General features: G+C 43.4%; 6 protein-coding genes. All 6 read left to right on the top strand.

Features of this window, described 5'->3' with window-relative positions; all coding sequences use genetic code 11:
- The first annotated feature begins 20 nt into the window (after positions 1–20).
- The 6 genes from gyrB to srtB all read left to right on the top strand — a co-directional run bounded on the left by gyrB (position 21) and on the right by srtB (position 16,341).
- Positions 21–1,955, top strand: coding sequence for a DNA topoisomerase (ATP-hydrolyzing) subunit B (gene gyrB, locus C805_RS23430; protein ID WP_016216529.1), 1,935 nt, complete (start codon positions 21–23; stop codon positions 1,953–1,955).
- A 35-nt stretch (positions 1,956–1,990) separates the two neighbouring features.
- The gene (gene gyrA / locus C805_RS23435) at positions 1,991–4,621 is read left to right on the top strand and encodes a DNA gyrase subunit A (protein WP_016216530.1); all 2,631 of its coding nucleotides are present in this window, start codon (positions 1,991–1,993) and stop codon (positions 4,619–4,621) included.
- A 76-nt stretch (positions 4,622–4,697) separates the two neighbouring features.
- On the top strand, positions 4,698–5,252 hold the full coding sequence (locus C805_RS23440) for a Uma2 family endonuclease (RefSeq protein WP_016216531.1): 555 nt from the start codon (positions 4,698–4,700) through the stop codon (positions 5,250–5,252).
- Between the two features lie 233 nt (positions 5,253–5,485).
- The gene (locus C805_RS23445; protein ID WP_196811100.1) at positions 5,486–10,546 is read left to right on the top strand and encodes an InlB B-repeat-containing protein; all 5,061 of its coding nucleotides are present in this window, start codon (positions 5,486–5,488) and stop codon (positions 10,544–10,546) included.
- A gap of 174 nt (positions 10,547–10,720) precedes the next feature.
- Positions 10,721–15,604: an InlB B-repeat-containing protein gene (locus tag C805_RS23450; RefSeq protein WP_016216533.1), complete on the top strand. Its 4,884-nt coding sequence runs from the start codon at positions 10,721–10,723 to the stop codon at positions 15,602–15,604.
- A complete protein-coding gene (gene srtB / locus C805_RS23455; RefSeq protein ID WP_016216534.1) occupies positions 15,568–16,341 on the top strand; it encodes a class B sortase in 774 nt (257 codons plus the stop codon). The genes C805_RS23450 and srtB overlap by 37 nt, the downstream gene beginning before the upstream one ends.
- Positions 16,342–16,384 lie beyond the last annotated feature (43 nt).

Consider the following 16,384-nt stretch of genomic DNA (forward strand, 5'->3'; position numbering starts at 1 on the left):
GATGAAATTGGAGGAATCAGATGAGTACAAGTACAAATACCAATGCAGAATATGGAGCAGATCAGATTCAGATTCTGGAAGGACTGGAAGCAGTTCGCAAAAGACCCGGTATGTATATTGGCAGCACATCCCTGCGGGGGCTTCACCACCTTGTCTATGAGATTGTAGACAATTCGGTGGATGAAGCGCTGGCAGGGTATTGTGATACCATAGATGTAAGGATTCTGAAAGATAACTGTGTGCGAGTGACGGACAACGGCCGCGGAATTCCTGTGGGAATCAACCATAAGGCCGGGCTTCCTGCTGTGGAGGTTGTATTTACGGTGCTGCATGCCGGAGGAAAATTCGGCGGCGGAGGATATAAGGTATCCGGCGGTCTGCATGGAGTGGGAGCTTCCGTGGTAAATGCCCTTTCTAACTGGCTGGAAGTGGAGATTTTTTCAGAGGGAAAAATATATAAACAGCGGTATGAAAAGGGAAAGAGCATGTATCCTCTGAAAGTGACCGGAACCTGCAGCCCGGAAAAAACAGGCACACAGGTTACTTTTTCTCCTGACGGAAGTATTTTTGAAGATACGGTATTTGATTATGACACTTTAAAACAGCGTCTGCGGGAAATGGCGTTTCTCACAAAGGGTATCAGAATACGCCTGACTGACGAACGGGAAGGTCAGGAACAGGAAAAAGAATTCTACTACGAGGGCGGAATTAAAGAATTTGTCACTTACTTAAATCACAGCAAAGAAGCTCTTTATGAAAATGTGATTTACTGTGAGGGGGAACGGGACGGAGTTTATGTGGAAGTTGCCATGCAGCATAACGATTCCTATAATGACGCTACTTACAGTTTTGTAAATAATATTACCACACCGGAAGGGGGCACTCACCTGGCAGGTTTTCGGAATGCATTGACGAAGACCTTTAATTCTTATGCAAAAGCCAATAAAATTTTAAAAGAAAATGAAACGGCCCTTTCCGGAGACGATATTCGGGAAGGCCTTACGGCCATTATCAGTGTAAAAATACAGGAACCTCAGTTTGAGGGACAGACGAAACAGAAGCTGGGAAACAGTGAAGCACGGGGAGCAGTTGACGGCGTGGTCAGCGAACAGCTCACCTATTTTCTGGAACAGAATCCCATGGTGGCAAAGGTTATCTGCGAGAAATCTCTGCTGGCCCAGAGGGCCAGAGAAGCTGCCCGGAAAGCCAGGGATCTGACCAGAAGGAAAACGGCGCTGGAGAATACGTCTCTTCCGGGAAAACTGGCGGACTGTTCCGACAAAGATCCCAGAAACTGTGAAATCTTTATTGTGGAGGGAGATTCTGCGGGAGGTTCCGCCAAAACCGCCAGAAGCCGTGCCACTCAGGCTATTCTTCCTCTGCGGGGCAAGATTTTGAATGTGGAAAAGGCAAGGCTGGATAAAATCTACGGCAATGCGGAAATCAAGGCCATGATTACGGCCTTTGGAACAGGCATTCACGATGATTTTGATATTGAAAAACTCAGATATCACAAAATTATTATTATGACGGATGCGGACGTGGACGGCGCCCATATCAGCACATTGATGCTTACGTTTATGTATCGTTTTATGCCGGAATTGATCCGTCAGGGTTATGTATATCTGGCAAAGCCGCCGTTGTTTAAGATTGAAAAAAATAAAAAAATCTGGTATGCCTACGATGATGTGGAACTGGATCAGATTTTACAGGAAATCGGAAGAGATGGAAATAATAAAATCCAGCGTTACAAAGGTCTTGGAGAGATGGATGCGGACCAGCTCTGGGAAACCACCATGGACCCGGAGACCAGAATTCTGGAAAGAGTAATGATTAACGATGAAACTGCTTCGGAAATAGATCTGACCTTTACCACATTGATGGGCGATAAAGTGGAGCCGAGGCGTGAATTTATTGAAGCCAACGCCAAATATGTGCAGAACCTGGATGTATAAAGGGTGTGTCATGGATGCATAATGGAGGGAAACAGATGGATGATAAAATATTCGACCGGATTGATGAGATTGACCTGAAAAAAACCATGGAGAAATCTTATATAGATTATGCCATGAGCGTTATTGCATCCCGTGCACTTCCGGATGTAAGGGACGGCCTGAAACCGGTGCAGCGGCGGATTCTTTATTCTATGATTGAACTGAATAACGGTCCTGACAAACCACACCGGAAATGCGCCCGTATCGTAGGTGATACCATGGGTAAATATCATCCCCATGGAGACAGCTCCATCTACGGCGCACTGGTAAATATGGCCCAGGAATGGTCTACCCGCTATATGCTGGTGGACGGACATGGAAATTTTGGTTCTGTGGACGGGGACGGGGCGGCTGCCATGCGTTATACGGAAGCACGCTTAAGTAAAATTTCCATGGAAATGCTGGCTGACATCAATAAAGATACCGTTGATTTCGGCCCCAACTTTGATGAGACAGAAAAAGAGCCTCTGGTACTTCCTTCCCGTTATCCAAACCTTTTAGTGAATGGAACCACAGGAATTGCAGTGGGTATGGCAACAAATATTCCGCCCCACAATCTGCGGGAAGTAATCGGGGCAGTGGTTAAAATCATAGATAACCGGATTGAGGAAGACCGGGAAACAGAAATAGAAGAAATTCTGAAAATTGTGAAAGGGCCGGATTTTCCTACCGGCGGTATGATACTTGGAACATCAGGAATTGACCAGGCTTACCGGACCGGGCGGGGCAAAATTAAAGTCCGTGCCATTTCTGATATTGAATCCATGGCCAACGGCAAGAACCGCATTGTGGTGACGGAGCTGCCCTATATGGTAAATAAGGCCAGACTGATTGAGAAAATTGCAGATCTGGTCCGTGATAAAAAAGTGGACGGCATTACAGATTTGCGGGATGAATCCAACCGGGAAGGTATGCGGATTTGTATCGAACTGCGCAGAGATGTGAACCCCAATGTGGTTTTAAATCAGCTTTACAAGCATACCCAGCTTCAGGATACTTTTGGGGTGATTATGCTTGCACTGGTAGATAATCAGCCGAAGGTTCTGAATTTAAGCGATATGCTGGGCTACTACCTGAAGCATCAGGAAGAGGTAGTGACCAGAAGGACAAAATATGAGCTGAACAAAGCAGAAGAACGGGCTCATATTTTACAGGGTCTTCTGACTGCTCTGGATCATATTGACGAAGTAATCAGTATTATCCGCAGCAGTGAAAACGTGCAGCTTGCAAAAGCTCGTCTGATCGAAAGATTTGCATTTTCAGACGCCCAGGCTCAGGCAATCGTGGATATGCGTCTGCGGGCTCTGACCGGTCTGGAACGGGGAAAACTGGAAGGGGAATATAATCAGTTAATGGATTTGATTCAGGAGTTAAAAGCAATTCTGGCAGATGAGAAAAAACTTCTGGGGGTAATCCGGAAAGAAATAATGGCTGTTTCTGACAAATTTGGAGACGACAGAAGGACTTCTATTGGGTTTGACGAATATGATATTTCCATGGAAGATCTGATTCCGGTGTCAAATACGGTGATTACCATGACGAAACTGGGATATATCAAGCGTATGAGCGTAGATAATTTCCGCAGTCAGAACCGCGGCGGCAAAGGCATTAAGGGGATGGAGACCATTGAGGATGATTACATAGAAGAACTGCTGATGACTACCACCCATCATTATCTGATGTTTTTTACCAATACAGGGAAAGTATACCGTATGAAGGCATATGAGATACCGGAGGCAGGGAGAACGGCCAGAGGAACGGCAATTATCAATCTGCTTTTGCTTCAGCCGGGGGAAAAGATTACGGCGGTGATTCCCATTCGGGAATATAAAAATGACCATTTTCTGTTTATGGCCACAAAGAATGGAATTGTGAAGAAAACGCCTGTTACAGATTATGCAAACGTCCGCAAAAAAGGTCTTGCTGCCATCAATCTGCGGGAAGAGGATGAACTGATTGAAGTAAAAATGACGGATAATACAAAGGATATGATACTTGTCACAAGGTTTGGCCAGTGTATCCGATTCCATGAGACAGATGTAAGAAGTACCGGAAGGACTTCCATGGGTGTTATCGGCATGAATCTGTCCGACCGGGATGAAGTGGTGGGAATGCAGATGAATACCCAGGGAGAATATCTGCTGATCGCCTCTGAAAAAGGTCTTGGGAAACTCACCAGAATGGAAGAATTTACTCCTCAGAACCGCGGCGGCAAAGGGGTAAAATGCTATAAAATTACGGAAAAAACCGGTAACATCGTAGGCGTAAAGGCAGTCAACCAGGAAAATGAGATTATGATGATTACCACAGAGGGAATTATTATCCGTATGAAGGTAGAAGGAATTTCTGTTCTGGGGCGTGTAACTTCCGGTGTGAAGCTGATGAATCTGTCAGAGGACATTACAGTTGCAAGTATTGCAAAAGTCCGGGAGGATCAGTCTCTGATGGAAAATACGGAGGAGGAAGAACTTCTGACTGAGGAAGAAGAACAGCTCAGTGCTGCCAGGGCAGAGGAAGCTGCCCGGAAAATGATTTCTCCGGCAGAAAGTGCAAAGAGGGACGAAGCATTGCTGCAGGAACTGCTGGAGCGGGCAGAAGCTGACCAGGATGAAGATATGGAAGAATAGAAAACATATTGTGTCGGGCTGAATGATTATATACATTCAATTGCCTGTGATTATATAACAGGAAAGGAAAGATAGCATGGGTCTGGCAGAATCCGAACGCAGGAAAGATGAAAAAATAAACGGCATTATTTATGATATGTTGCCATCGCCCGGATACAGGCATTGTATTGTGAATGGCAATATATACAGAATCATAGGAAATGGTCTGAAAAACAGCATGTGTTTTGCATCCATGGAAAATCTGGATTTTAAATATCATCCGGAAGAAAACGACGATTATGTATGCCCGGACATTATGATTGTCTGCGACCGAAAACATTTAAAAGGCAGTGCATACGGCGGAACTCCCCGATTTATTGCTGAAACTTTAAGTAATGCAACAGCAAAAAGAGACAGGACAGAGAAAAAAGACATTTACGAAAAAGCAGGAGTAGAGGAGTATTGGATCGTATCTCCGCAGGGTTCCGTGGAAATCTATTATCTGGAATCAGGAAAATATATTCTGGAGCAGAATTACATGCTCCAGAATGATAAAGAAGATGAAGATTATAATGGAGAAACAGAGATTTGTCTGAAAGCATTTCCTCAGATAAAAATGACCCTTGGAGAAATTTTTGAAGGGCTGGATTAGTTACAAATTATTTTAGAATTAATCTGACAGAACCTGACAAAATCAAAGCATAGAATTATCAGATATAAGTTACATAATCCGGCCTATTTAAAGTTTGTTTTCAACAAAAGGGCTGAATTTCTATTTCCATGAAGGTGATAATCCCATCAGCCACAGAAAAACCAGAACGTAGAAAAATCAAATAGTCTGTCTTAATGCTTCAGAATATTAACATAAGCGGGGTGTATGTTGAAATGAAATGGACAAAAGAATCTTTTTCGGAAAAATTACTGCTATCTAAAAGACATCCGGTTCGGCAGAAGCTGTTGTCGGTTCTGCTCTGTGTCTGCCTGCTGATGGTATCCATGCCTGTGGAAGGTTACAGCCCGGAAGTGCAGGCAGAAGAAGAATTTTCAGTAATTCAGGAAACAGTACGAAAGCCTGATATGATACAGTCTGCTGATTTACCGGTAGAGCAGAAAGAGGATAAAAGTGCAGTAGATGAAAATACAGCGGAAAATCTGGCCGGAAAAATATCGGACAGTGAAATATCTGATGCTGGAAGAAGCAAAGATGAGATAAGAAAGGATGATATAAAAAAGGATGAATTAAGAGAGGATGCGTTAAACCGGGAAAATATCAGGGTGATTCCGGAAGAAAATACGGAATTATTCCGTGATGCTTCAATACCTTCTTCAAACATAACAATCAGTGAGGATACCATATGGACCGGAGGTACTTTAAGTGAAGGTACCATTACCATAAATGAGGGGAAGACTCTTACTCTGACGGATGAAGTGATGGTTTCTGGAAATCTGACCATAGAAGGCGGCGGTTCCATCGTTACCGGAGGTACCTCCGGGCTGGGAAATTTTAATCTGTTAAACGAAGGATGCAGTTTAACAATACGAAATATTACCATGGAACAGAGAACGGAAAATGTTTCATCAGGTTTGATTTTAGTCACGTCAGGTACTGTTATACTGGATGGATGTATGGTTCAGAATTTCACAAAAGGTTTTCTGTGTGTTTATGGAGGAACATTAATTTCTGAAAATACAGTAATAAAAAACTGTTCTGTAAACGCAGTAATCAGTTTAAATGAAAACAGTTATGCAGAATTAAATGGGACTACAATAGAAGGCTGTACTGCAGAAGGCAGGGACGGAGTCATTTATATTGATAAGGCCAGTGTGGAAATCAGCGGAACCACAATCACAGACTGTTCTGTGAGCAACAGTAATCACGGTGGTATAATCTATATGTGGGAAGGAAAACTGAATATCAGTAACAGTACCATTAAAAACTGTTCTTCAGATGGTTTCGGAGCTGCAATTTCCACCATGTATGGAGCTGAAAACAGTAGTAAGGTTATCAATATAAGGGACACAGTGATTGAAGGCTGTTCCGGAACATTCAATGGCGCCATTGCTCTGGATAAATGTACTTTGAATATCTACAGCGGTACTTTCCGCAATAATTATACAACGTCTGAAGAAGATGTGCCGCCTCATCCTACAGGGGGAGGGTTTATTTATAATGATGAATCCACGGTAAATATTTATGGAGGAACTTTTTCCGGAAACAGCGCTGCAGGAAAAGGCGGGTGTATCCAGAACAGCGGAGTAAATTCCCACACAAATATTTACGGAGGAACCTTTTCCGGAAACACATGCAGCAAAGATGAATATAAAGGCAGCGGTTCTGTGGGACTCTGGTCTTACGCTCCATTCAGCAGCAGCCTGACATTATCCGGTAATGTAAAATTTACGGGAGATGGTACGGAAGGTTCCGGAACGGATGGAATTTATCTGTATCCTTCTCAGAAAGTATTTATCAGTTCAGAACTGACATATCCCGCAACTGTCTATCTGAAAGCAGCAGAGGGTTATGTAATTGCACAGGGGAAAGATGATTATCGGCTTACAAAAAGGGATCTGAAGAAAATATTGTTTGTGGATACAGACGGAGGAACCTGGTACAGCAGGCTGAATGAAGAAAAAAATCAGATTTATCTTACGAAGGACCGACCGGATGATAAATTTATGGTCTTTTATTACGGCGTGGACGGGAAGATAACGGATGATAATGAATATGATCCTGGGGCTGCTGTTACCGTGAAATCACCTGATGATTATCCAATTCCGGATAAAGATAAATTTCTTTACTGGTCTGCCCATGAGGATGGATCAGAACCTCATTATAACGGTGGTGACGTAATCACAGATATTCAGGATAATATTCATCTGTATGCTGTGTATGAAGAAACAGAAAATAAAACCCTGTCTGCAGATTTTTATTCCGGCGGCGCAGGCCAGAAAAAAACAGTTGAGGTGGAAGCAGGGGGATATGATAAAGGCGGAAATATTATCACACCGTTTTTGAAATCCATGGCAGGATGGACACCTTTGGGATGGAGTGAAAGTAATTCAGAATTTGAAGCAGATATCGAAGCAGGCACAGGACTCAGGCTGACTGAAAGTAAAAAAGAATATTATGGAGTTTATGAAAAGAATGTGACTCTTTCCTATGATGCCAATGGTGGGGACAGTACGCCTTCATCGGCTGCAGATCTCTGTTATGCCAATGTAAATTATGAAATTTCCTGGAAAGAAGCAGAATTTATTCTTGCGAAAGCCCCTTCCAGAGAAGGTTTTAAATTTAACGGATGGAATACCCGGAAAGACGGCAACGGTAAATCATATCAGCCGGGAGAAACTCTGAAACTCAGGGAAAATACTACAGTATATGCTGTTTTTCAGGAAAAAGATAAGAAAACCCTGATTGCTGATTTCTATTCCGGCGGTCCTGATCTGAAAGAACCTGTCCGCACGGAGGCAGAAGTAGATGTGGAAGCAGAAAGGGGAACAATTACCGCGCCCTTTTTGCAGACTTTTACGGGATGGACACCTTTGGGCTGGAGTGAAGATAAAGGGTCATATGAAGGAACTGTTTCAGAAAACAGTGAGTGTACTCTGACAAAACCGGAAACGAAATATTACGGTATCTATGAGAAAAGTATTACTGTTTCTTATAAAGATGAGGAAGGAAACAATATACTGAAATCGGAGAGGGGGAAACGTTTTGCCAGTGTGCACAGTGAAATTACTTATAAAGATCCTCAGTTTACGGTTGAACCGGCCATGAAAAAAGATGGATATACCTTTGTGGAATGGAACACAAAACCGGACAGATCAGGAAAAGGTTACGAAGCGGGCAGTCTGGAAACTTTTGAAGAAGATACGGTTTTATATCCTGTTTTTGTGGAAAATGGAAAAAAGCAGTTTCTTGCAGATTTTTATTCCGGCAGTGCAGGTCAGAAAGTAACCATTCCGAAAACAGTGGAGGATACGGATTTATCTGCTGACATAAAAACACCTGTTTTGCAGGATATGCCCGGCTGGACGTCTGTGGGCTGGACAGCAGATGTTTCATCATTTACCGGTGATATCATGCCTGATTCCGAACTGACGCTGAAACAGGAACACAGTTCATATTACGGCATTTACAAAAAACATGTAAGATTGTCCTATGATACCAACGGCGGAGGTACTGCACCCAATTCAGAGGATAAGTTTGCATATGCAAATGTTCATGAGGATATTACATATCAGATGCCGGAATTTGTCATTGCTGATTTATCTGCCCGTCAGGGATATCTCTTTATGGGATGGAATACTCAGGCAGATGGAACAGGAGAAATGTTTCAGCCGGGAACCAGTCGTAATCTGCAACAGAATACAAATCTTTATGCAGTCTGGAAAGATATTTCGGAAACGCCGGATGTAGCAGATTATCAGGTAGAATATTACTGTCAGAACCTTACAGGAGAAGATTATACCAGAATAGATAATGACACAAAACATCTGGCGGACAGAGTGGGAACAGAAGTGGAGGCCAGACAGAAAAAATATACCGGATATACACTGAATCTGAACCATCCTTCCGGAAAACCAAAGGGGAAAGTGGAGCAGGACGGAAGCCTTGTGCTGAAACTTTACTATGACAGAAATATCTATGAAGTGGAATTTAATCTGAACGGAGGATATGGAACCACACCTGATACACAGAAAGTACGTTACGGAGGGAAACTGGAACAGGTGGCGGACCCTGTTAAATCAGGATATAACTTCAAGGGCTGGTATATGTATGACAAGGGACTGGAGGTTGGACTGTGGGATTTCGAAAGTCCGGTGGAAAACAATACGGGGATGCTGAAAACCACTCTCTATGCAAAATGGGCAGACGAGACAGCTCCGGTTATGGGAGAAGCCTCTTTCAGTAAATCACACAAAAATCTGATGGAATGGCTGATTCAGAAAAAAAGCCTTGTGATTACAGTTCCGGTAAGGGAAGAAGGAAGCGGCCTTGCCAGAGCAGAATATCTGCTGATAGCAGAAGATGGAACGGAAAAGGATGATACAGCGCAGATCACAGAGACCGGTGAACTTGCCGGACAGATGACCCCATACGGAAGTTCTGCTTCTGTTATCCGGGCGGTACAGGGAGAGGCGGAACGCGGCAGTTACGAAGCCAGAATTGTGATAGAAGAAGAATTCAAAGGAAAAGTATATCTGACCTGTACGGATAATGCAGGAAACATATCATCACAGAAAATGCTGACAGCCGAAGACGGAGGCGTTATACTGGAAGATAATGCTCCGAAAATCAGTTTTTCCGGTACGAAGGAAACTACGGGAGGAAAACCTCTGGAAGTAAAAGTAGAAGTAAAAGACAGCGAAGACGGTACGGTTGCAGGAGGAATTTCCAGTGTCAGCTATCAGGCAGACAAAGGGAAAAAAATCACCCTGCCGGAAGAGGAATTTTCAGAAGAACTGGTGGAATCCTGTGAGTTTACCGTAAAGATTTCCGGAGAAGGGAAACATACCCTTCAGGTGGAAGCAGAAGATCATGCGGGAAATAAGAGCAGGGCAGAGATTTCCCTTAAAATAAACGGAGAAAAGAATACCCCTGCAGAGGTACCGAACAGCTCCAGAACAGGAGGTACAGGAAAACCGGGAAATCCCCTGGGAGGAGAACCGAAAACAGGGGACAGCACACAGATACAGATCTGTGCCACACTGGCCATGATAGCGGGATTCGGTTATCTGCTGCTGTACTTTGAAGGAGAGAACGGAATCACAGAGCAGGAGAAAGAAGAGATTGTTTATCGAATTGTGGAATGGGCAAAACAGGGAGGAAAAATACGAAGGCTCCTGGGAGTGGCAGTAATCTTCCTGTTCCTGGCATATTACCACAGTATGGGAAAGAGTGTAACGGTAGAATGGAGAGAAGTTTATATGAAGGAAAGTTAGAACATACATCCCCGGCTGTATTGTAATATAGCCGGGGATTCTTTTCTTTATTTTGAAATTTTATTTGTTTTCCACTTCTGTCAAATAAATAGTATTTATTTCTGGAAAATATCCTGTTTTTTAGTTATAATTAAGTTAATCATTTTTATTAAAGGAAAAGGAGTGTGTTATGAGATGAAAAAGACAAAGGAAAATTTCCAGGAAAAACCACTGAAGCCCAAACGGCACCCGATCCGGCAGAAACTGCTGTCATGCCTGTTGTCTGTGTGTCTTCTGCTGGTTTCTCTGCCGGTGGAATTTTACGGTTCTGAAGTTCAGGCGGAAGAAATGGTACAGGAAATCATGTCTTTTTCAGAATTGCCGGAGGAAGTGCAGAATCAGACAGCAGATAAGGGAACAGCCCAGGAAAGCCTGAGCCTTCCGGATACCCTGTGGGCAGTCTGTGTATTTACAGAATCAGAACCGGTGATGTTAGAACATATTACATGGCAAAGTGCTCCGGCATACGATAAAGATACGGAAGGCACTTATGTTTTCACACCTGTGCTACCGGAATCTTTCGTACTGGCAGAAGGGGCAGTTCTTCCAGAAATAAATGTAACAGTGGCAGGAACCAGTGATATGCTTCCGGAAAAAGAAACAGTTCAGACCCTGGAGGAACCGGAAGAAATCCTGATGGAAGGAAGCAAATCAGACCGGGATTTTGCGGAAGATATGGATTTGCAGACAGATAGAATACCGAAAAACAGAATTGCAGCGATTGCAGAGGGGGAAGATGCGGGAGAAGAGGGAGAAGAGCCGGCATGCGGGGTAATTACACAGGATACAGTATGGAAAGAAGGAAATCTGGAAGGCGGTACAGTTACTTTAGAGAATAACGCAACGCTGACCATAAGGGGAAGAATAATAATAAATGGGGATGTAACAATAGAAGGAACAGGAACCATTATAAGAGGAACGGAGAATGCCGGATTTGAGGTTCCCACATCATCTGGCCATAAACTTGCAGTAAATGGTGGAATCATTTTAGATGGAAATGAAATTTCTGCAAAAATACCTTTTATATGTATGTATGGCGGAAATCTGGAACTGACAGGATGTACCCTTCAGGATATGAAATACAGCGGAAGTAATGGGCTGAGTAATGTAGCAATAGTAGCAAATGGGCAGGGAACATTTACAGATACAACTGTTAAAAATTGCGTATTATTAAGTTCAAATGGAAAAGGAGGAGCAATTTATAACATGGGAACTCTGACTCTTGTCGGAGGAAGTTATGAGAATAATTCATCGCCTCAGGACGGAGGTTGTATTTATAATGGAGGACATTTAACAATCAATGAGGGAATGTTCAGCAGAAATACAACAGAAGAAAATGGAGGTTTTATCTGTTCCTATGGTAGATATAATAAACTGATCATAACCGGAGGTACTTTTAGTGAAAATACAGCAAAAACCGGCGGCTGCATTTATGTACCTGGTAATCCTGACTGGCCGTCTGTTGATATTTACGGAGGAGCATTCAGTAAAAACAGAGCACAACAGGGCGGCTGTATTTATGCGAAACAAAGTATTAATATAAATGGGGGAACATTCAGTGAAAATACGGCAGAGAATGGGGGCTGTATTTATTCTGCTGGAAGTTTAAGAATGGGTAACGAGAAATCAGTAAGAGCAGATTTCAGTAAAAATACAGCAACTCAGCGGGGCGGCTGTATTTATGGAGATTTAACAATAGAAGGGGGAGATTCATCAAATATCACATTCAGTGAAAATACAGCGGAGAAGGGCGGCTGTATCTATTCCCCTGATAGTACGACTCTTGAAGCGGGAACATTCAGTGGGAATACAGCACAACAGGGTGGTTGTATTTATTCCGAAAAATATCTGCAAATATATGGAGCAGTTTTTCATAATAATGATTCGGAAGAAGCCGGGGGTGCCATTTATTCTTATATAGATACGGATGGAAGATTTGATTTATATGGAAATAATACAGAATTTCAGGGGATTGATGATTCTCCCGTTTCCTGTGTGGACAGTATATATCTGGATTATACAGATTCTATGATACACAGTCCGGAAAAATGGACGAATCCTGTTAAAATTTTTGTGAATGCAGAACGACAGGATAAAGTTGTTCAGGGAGAAGGAAGATGGAAGATTACAGAAGAAGATCTGGAAAATATTCATGTTTATGACAGGAATACAAAAAAGAAATGTGATACTGCAGTGGATAAAGCATCAAATTATGTATATATCACCCTTATAAACCCAGGTACTTACAACATCTTTTACAACAGCAATGGGGCCCAGGGTACGCCCGTAACCGACAGCACGGATTATAAGACCGGTGAAAAAATTACCGTAAAAGAACCCACAGGCCTGAGCATTGCAGGACAGACCTTCAAAGAGTGGAATACCCAGGAGGACGGGAAAGGAACCGCTTATGCCCCAGGGGATGAAATCACCGTGGGGGAAGAAAATATCACACTGTATGCTATTTTTGAAGAAGAATCAAAGGATACCTTCACCGCCCGTTTTTATTCCGGAAAGGCAGGAAAATATACGGATCAGGAGGCTCCGGACGGAACACTGGAAGCCCCGGAGCCGGAAGCGCTGGGGGATGGGTGGACGATGCTGGGCTGGAACCGGAAACAGGATGATTTTGAGAAAAACAGCATTGCCCCAGGGGATACCATTACCCTGACAGATACCCTGACGGAATTTTACGGGGTATATCAGAAGGAAGTCACCCTGACCTGTGAAACGGACGGGGAGGAGAAGGTGCCGGGGCCGGAACAGAAAACCTGCTATGCCAGCGTACATAACGAAATAAAAGTAAAAGGCGCGGTTTTTACCGTGAAAGCCGGCCCTGTCCGGAAGGGATATAAGTTCCTGGGATGGAATACCCAGGAGGACGGGAAAGGGGCCTTTTATCAGGAAAAGGAATCTCTGACAACAGATAAAAATGTAACCTTATATGTCTGTTATGAAAAAGAAGACAGCGGCACGAAGACCCTGATTGCGGATTTCTATTCCGGAAGCGGGGGAGGAAAAGAAAGCAGGACAGTGGAAGTGAATGGTTCCGGGCAGGAGGGAACCATCCATACGCCAAAACTGCAGGAAATGACCGGATGGACGTCTCTGGGATGGAGCTATTCGGATTCCGAATATAAGGGAACCACGGGAGAAGATACGGATATTAAAATAGCAGAACATATATCCCTTTATGGTGTTTATAAGAAAGACATTACCCTGACCTATGATGGAAACGGGAGCGCTGATGTACCGGAGCCGGAGATGAAATCCCGGTATGCCAATGTTCATGGAACCATCAGTTATCAGGATGCGGAATTTATCATTGAAGCTGAATCCACCCGTGCAGGCTGTCGTTTTGTGGGATGGAATACTCAGGCAGATGGAAAAGGAACAGGTTATGAAAAGGGAGACGTGGTCAGTCCGGAAGAGAATATGACGCTCTATGCCATCTGGGAAGAAGATCCTGAAGTAGTGGATTATCAGGTAGAATATTACTGCCAGAACCTTACAGGAGAAGATTATACCAGAATAGATAATGACACAAAACATCTGGCGGACAGAGTGGGAACAGAAGTGGAGGCCAGACAGAAAAAATATACCGGATATACACTGAATCTGAACCATCCTTCCGGAAAACCAAAGGGGAAAGTGGAGCAGGACGGAAGCCTTGTGCTGAAACTTTACTATGACAGAAATATCTATGAAGTGGAATTTAATCTGAACGGAGGATATGGAACCACACCTGATACACAGAAAGTACGTTACGGAGGGAAACTGGAACAGGTGGCGGACCCTGTTAAATCAGGATATAACTTCAAGGGCTGGTATATGTATGACAAGGGACTGGAGGTTGGACTGTGGGATTTCGAAAGTCCGGTGGAAAACAATACGGGGATGCTGAAAACCACTCTCTATGCAAAATGGGCAGACGAGACAGCTCCGGTTATGGGAGAAGCCTCTTTCAGTAAATCACACAAAAATCTGATGGAATGGCTGATTCAGAAAAAAAGCCTTGTGATTACAGTTCCGGTAAGGGAAGAAGGAAGCGGCCTTGCCAGAGCAGAATATCTGCTGATAGCAGAAGATGGAACGGAAAAGGATGATACAGCGCAGATCACAGAGACCGGTGAACTTGCCGGACAGATGACCCCATACGGAAGTTCTGCTTCTGTTATCCGGGCGGTACAGGGAGAGGCGGAACGCGGCAGTTACGAAGCCAGAATTGTGATAGAAGAAGAATTCAAAGGAAAAGTATATCTGACCTGTACGGATAATGCAGGAAACATATCATCACAGAAAATGCTGACAGCCGAAGACGGAGGCGTTATACTGGAAGATAATGCTCCGAAAATCAGTTTTTCCGGTACGAAGGAAACTACGGGAGGAAAACCTCTGGAAGTAAAAGTAGAAGTAAAAGACAGCGAAGACGGTACGGTTGCAGGAGGAATTTCCAGTGTCAGCTATCAGGCAGACAAAGGGAAAAAAATCACCCTGCCGGAAGAGGAATTTTCAGAAGAACTGGTGGAATCCTGTGAGTTTACCGTAAAGATTTCCGGAGAAGGGAAACATACCCTTCGGGTGGAAGCGGAGGATCATGCGGGAAATAAGAGCAGGGCAGAGATTTCCCTTAAAATAAACGGGGAAAAGAATATCCCTGCAGAGGTGCCAGGCAGCTCCGGAACAGGAGGTACAGGAAAACCGGGAAATCCCCTGGGAGGAGAACCGAAAACAGGGGACAGCACACAGATACAGATCTGTGCCACCCTTGCCATGATAGCAGGATTCGGTTATCTGCTGCTGTACTTTGAGGGAGAGAACGGAATCACAGAGCAGGAGAAAGAAGAGATTGTTTACCGGCTTGTGGAATGGGCAAAACAGGGAGGAAAAATACGAAGGCTCCTGGGAGTGGCAGTAATCTTCCTGTTCCTGGCATATTACCACAGTATCGGAAAGAGTGTAACGGTAGAATGGAGAGAAGTATGCGTGGAAAAAGCAGGAAGAAATTCCGGTTTCTGAGAATGCTGCTTCTTCTGATTATGATAGTATGCCTGATCCCGGTGGGACAGGCATACTATCTGTCTTTCAGCCATGAAAAAAAGCAGGAAGAGTTAAGAAATTTACTGGAAACTGGCAAACAGAAAGAATCAGAAGAACAGCAGAATGTTTCAGGAAAAATACAGAGCAGATTTACAGAACTTTACAGCAGGAATCAGGATCTGGCCGGATGGCTTGCCATAGAAGGGACAGATATTGACTATCCAGTTATGCAGTGTGAAGATGATGAATATTATCTCAATCACAATTTTCAGAAGGAAAAAGATAAATATGGCTGTCTGTATGTGAGAAGTATTGCGGACCTTAATACGCCGGGAACAAATTTTATTATTTACGGTCATAATATGCGGGATGGTTCCATGTTTGGAAAACTGAATGAATATGAAAATGAAGATTTTTACCGGAAACATGAAAGAATTTCCTTTGATACTCTGTATGAAGGAAACACTTACGAAATTCTTTCCGTATTTTCCACCCGGATTCAGGAAGAAAGTGAATTTAAGTATTATGAATTTTATCAGGCAGAAACAGAACAGGAATTTCTGGATTTCTATGAAAATATAAAGAAACGCTCGCTCTATGATACGAAAGTAACAGCGGAATTCGGCGATACTTTTCTTACACTGTCCACCTGTTTTGGTTCTGAAGAAGATGAAAGATTTGTGGTGGTTGCTAAAAAAATTGTTAAAATCAGATAAAACTGTGATAATTTTGCATTTGTTTGTGGTTAATTTTATGGTA

The sequence above is a fragment of the Eubacterium sp. 14-2 genome, assembly GCF_000403845.2.
Classification (GTDB): domain Bacteria; phylum Bacillota; class Clostridia; order Lachnospirales; family Lachnospiraceae; genus Petralouisia.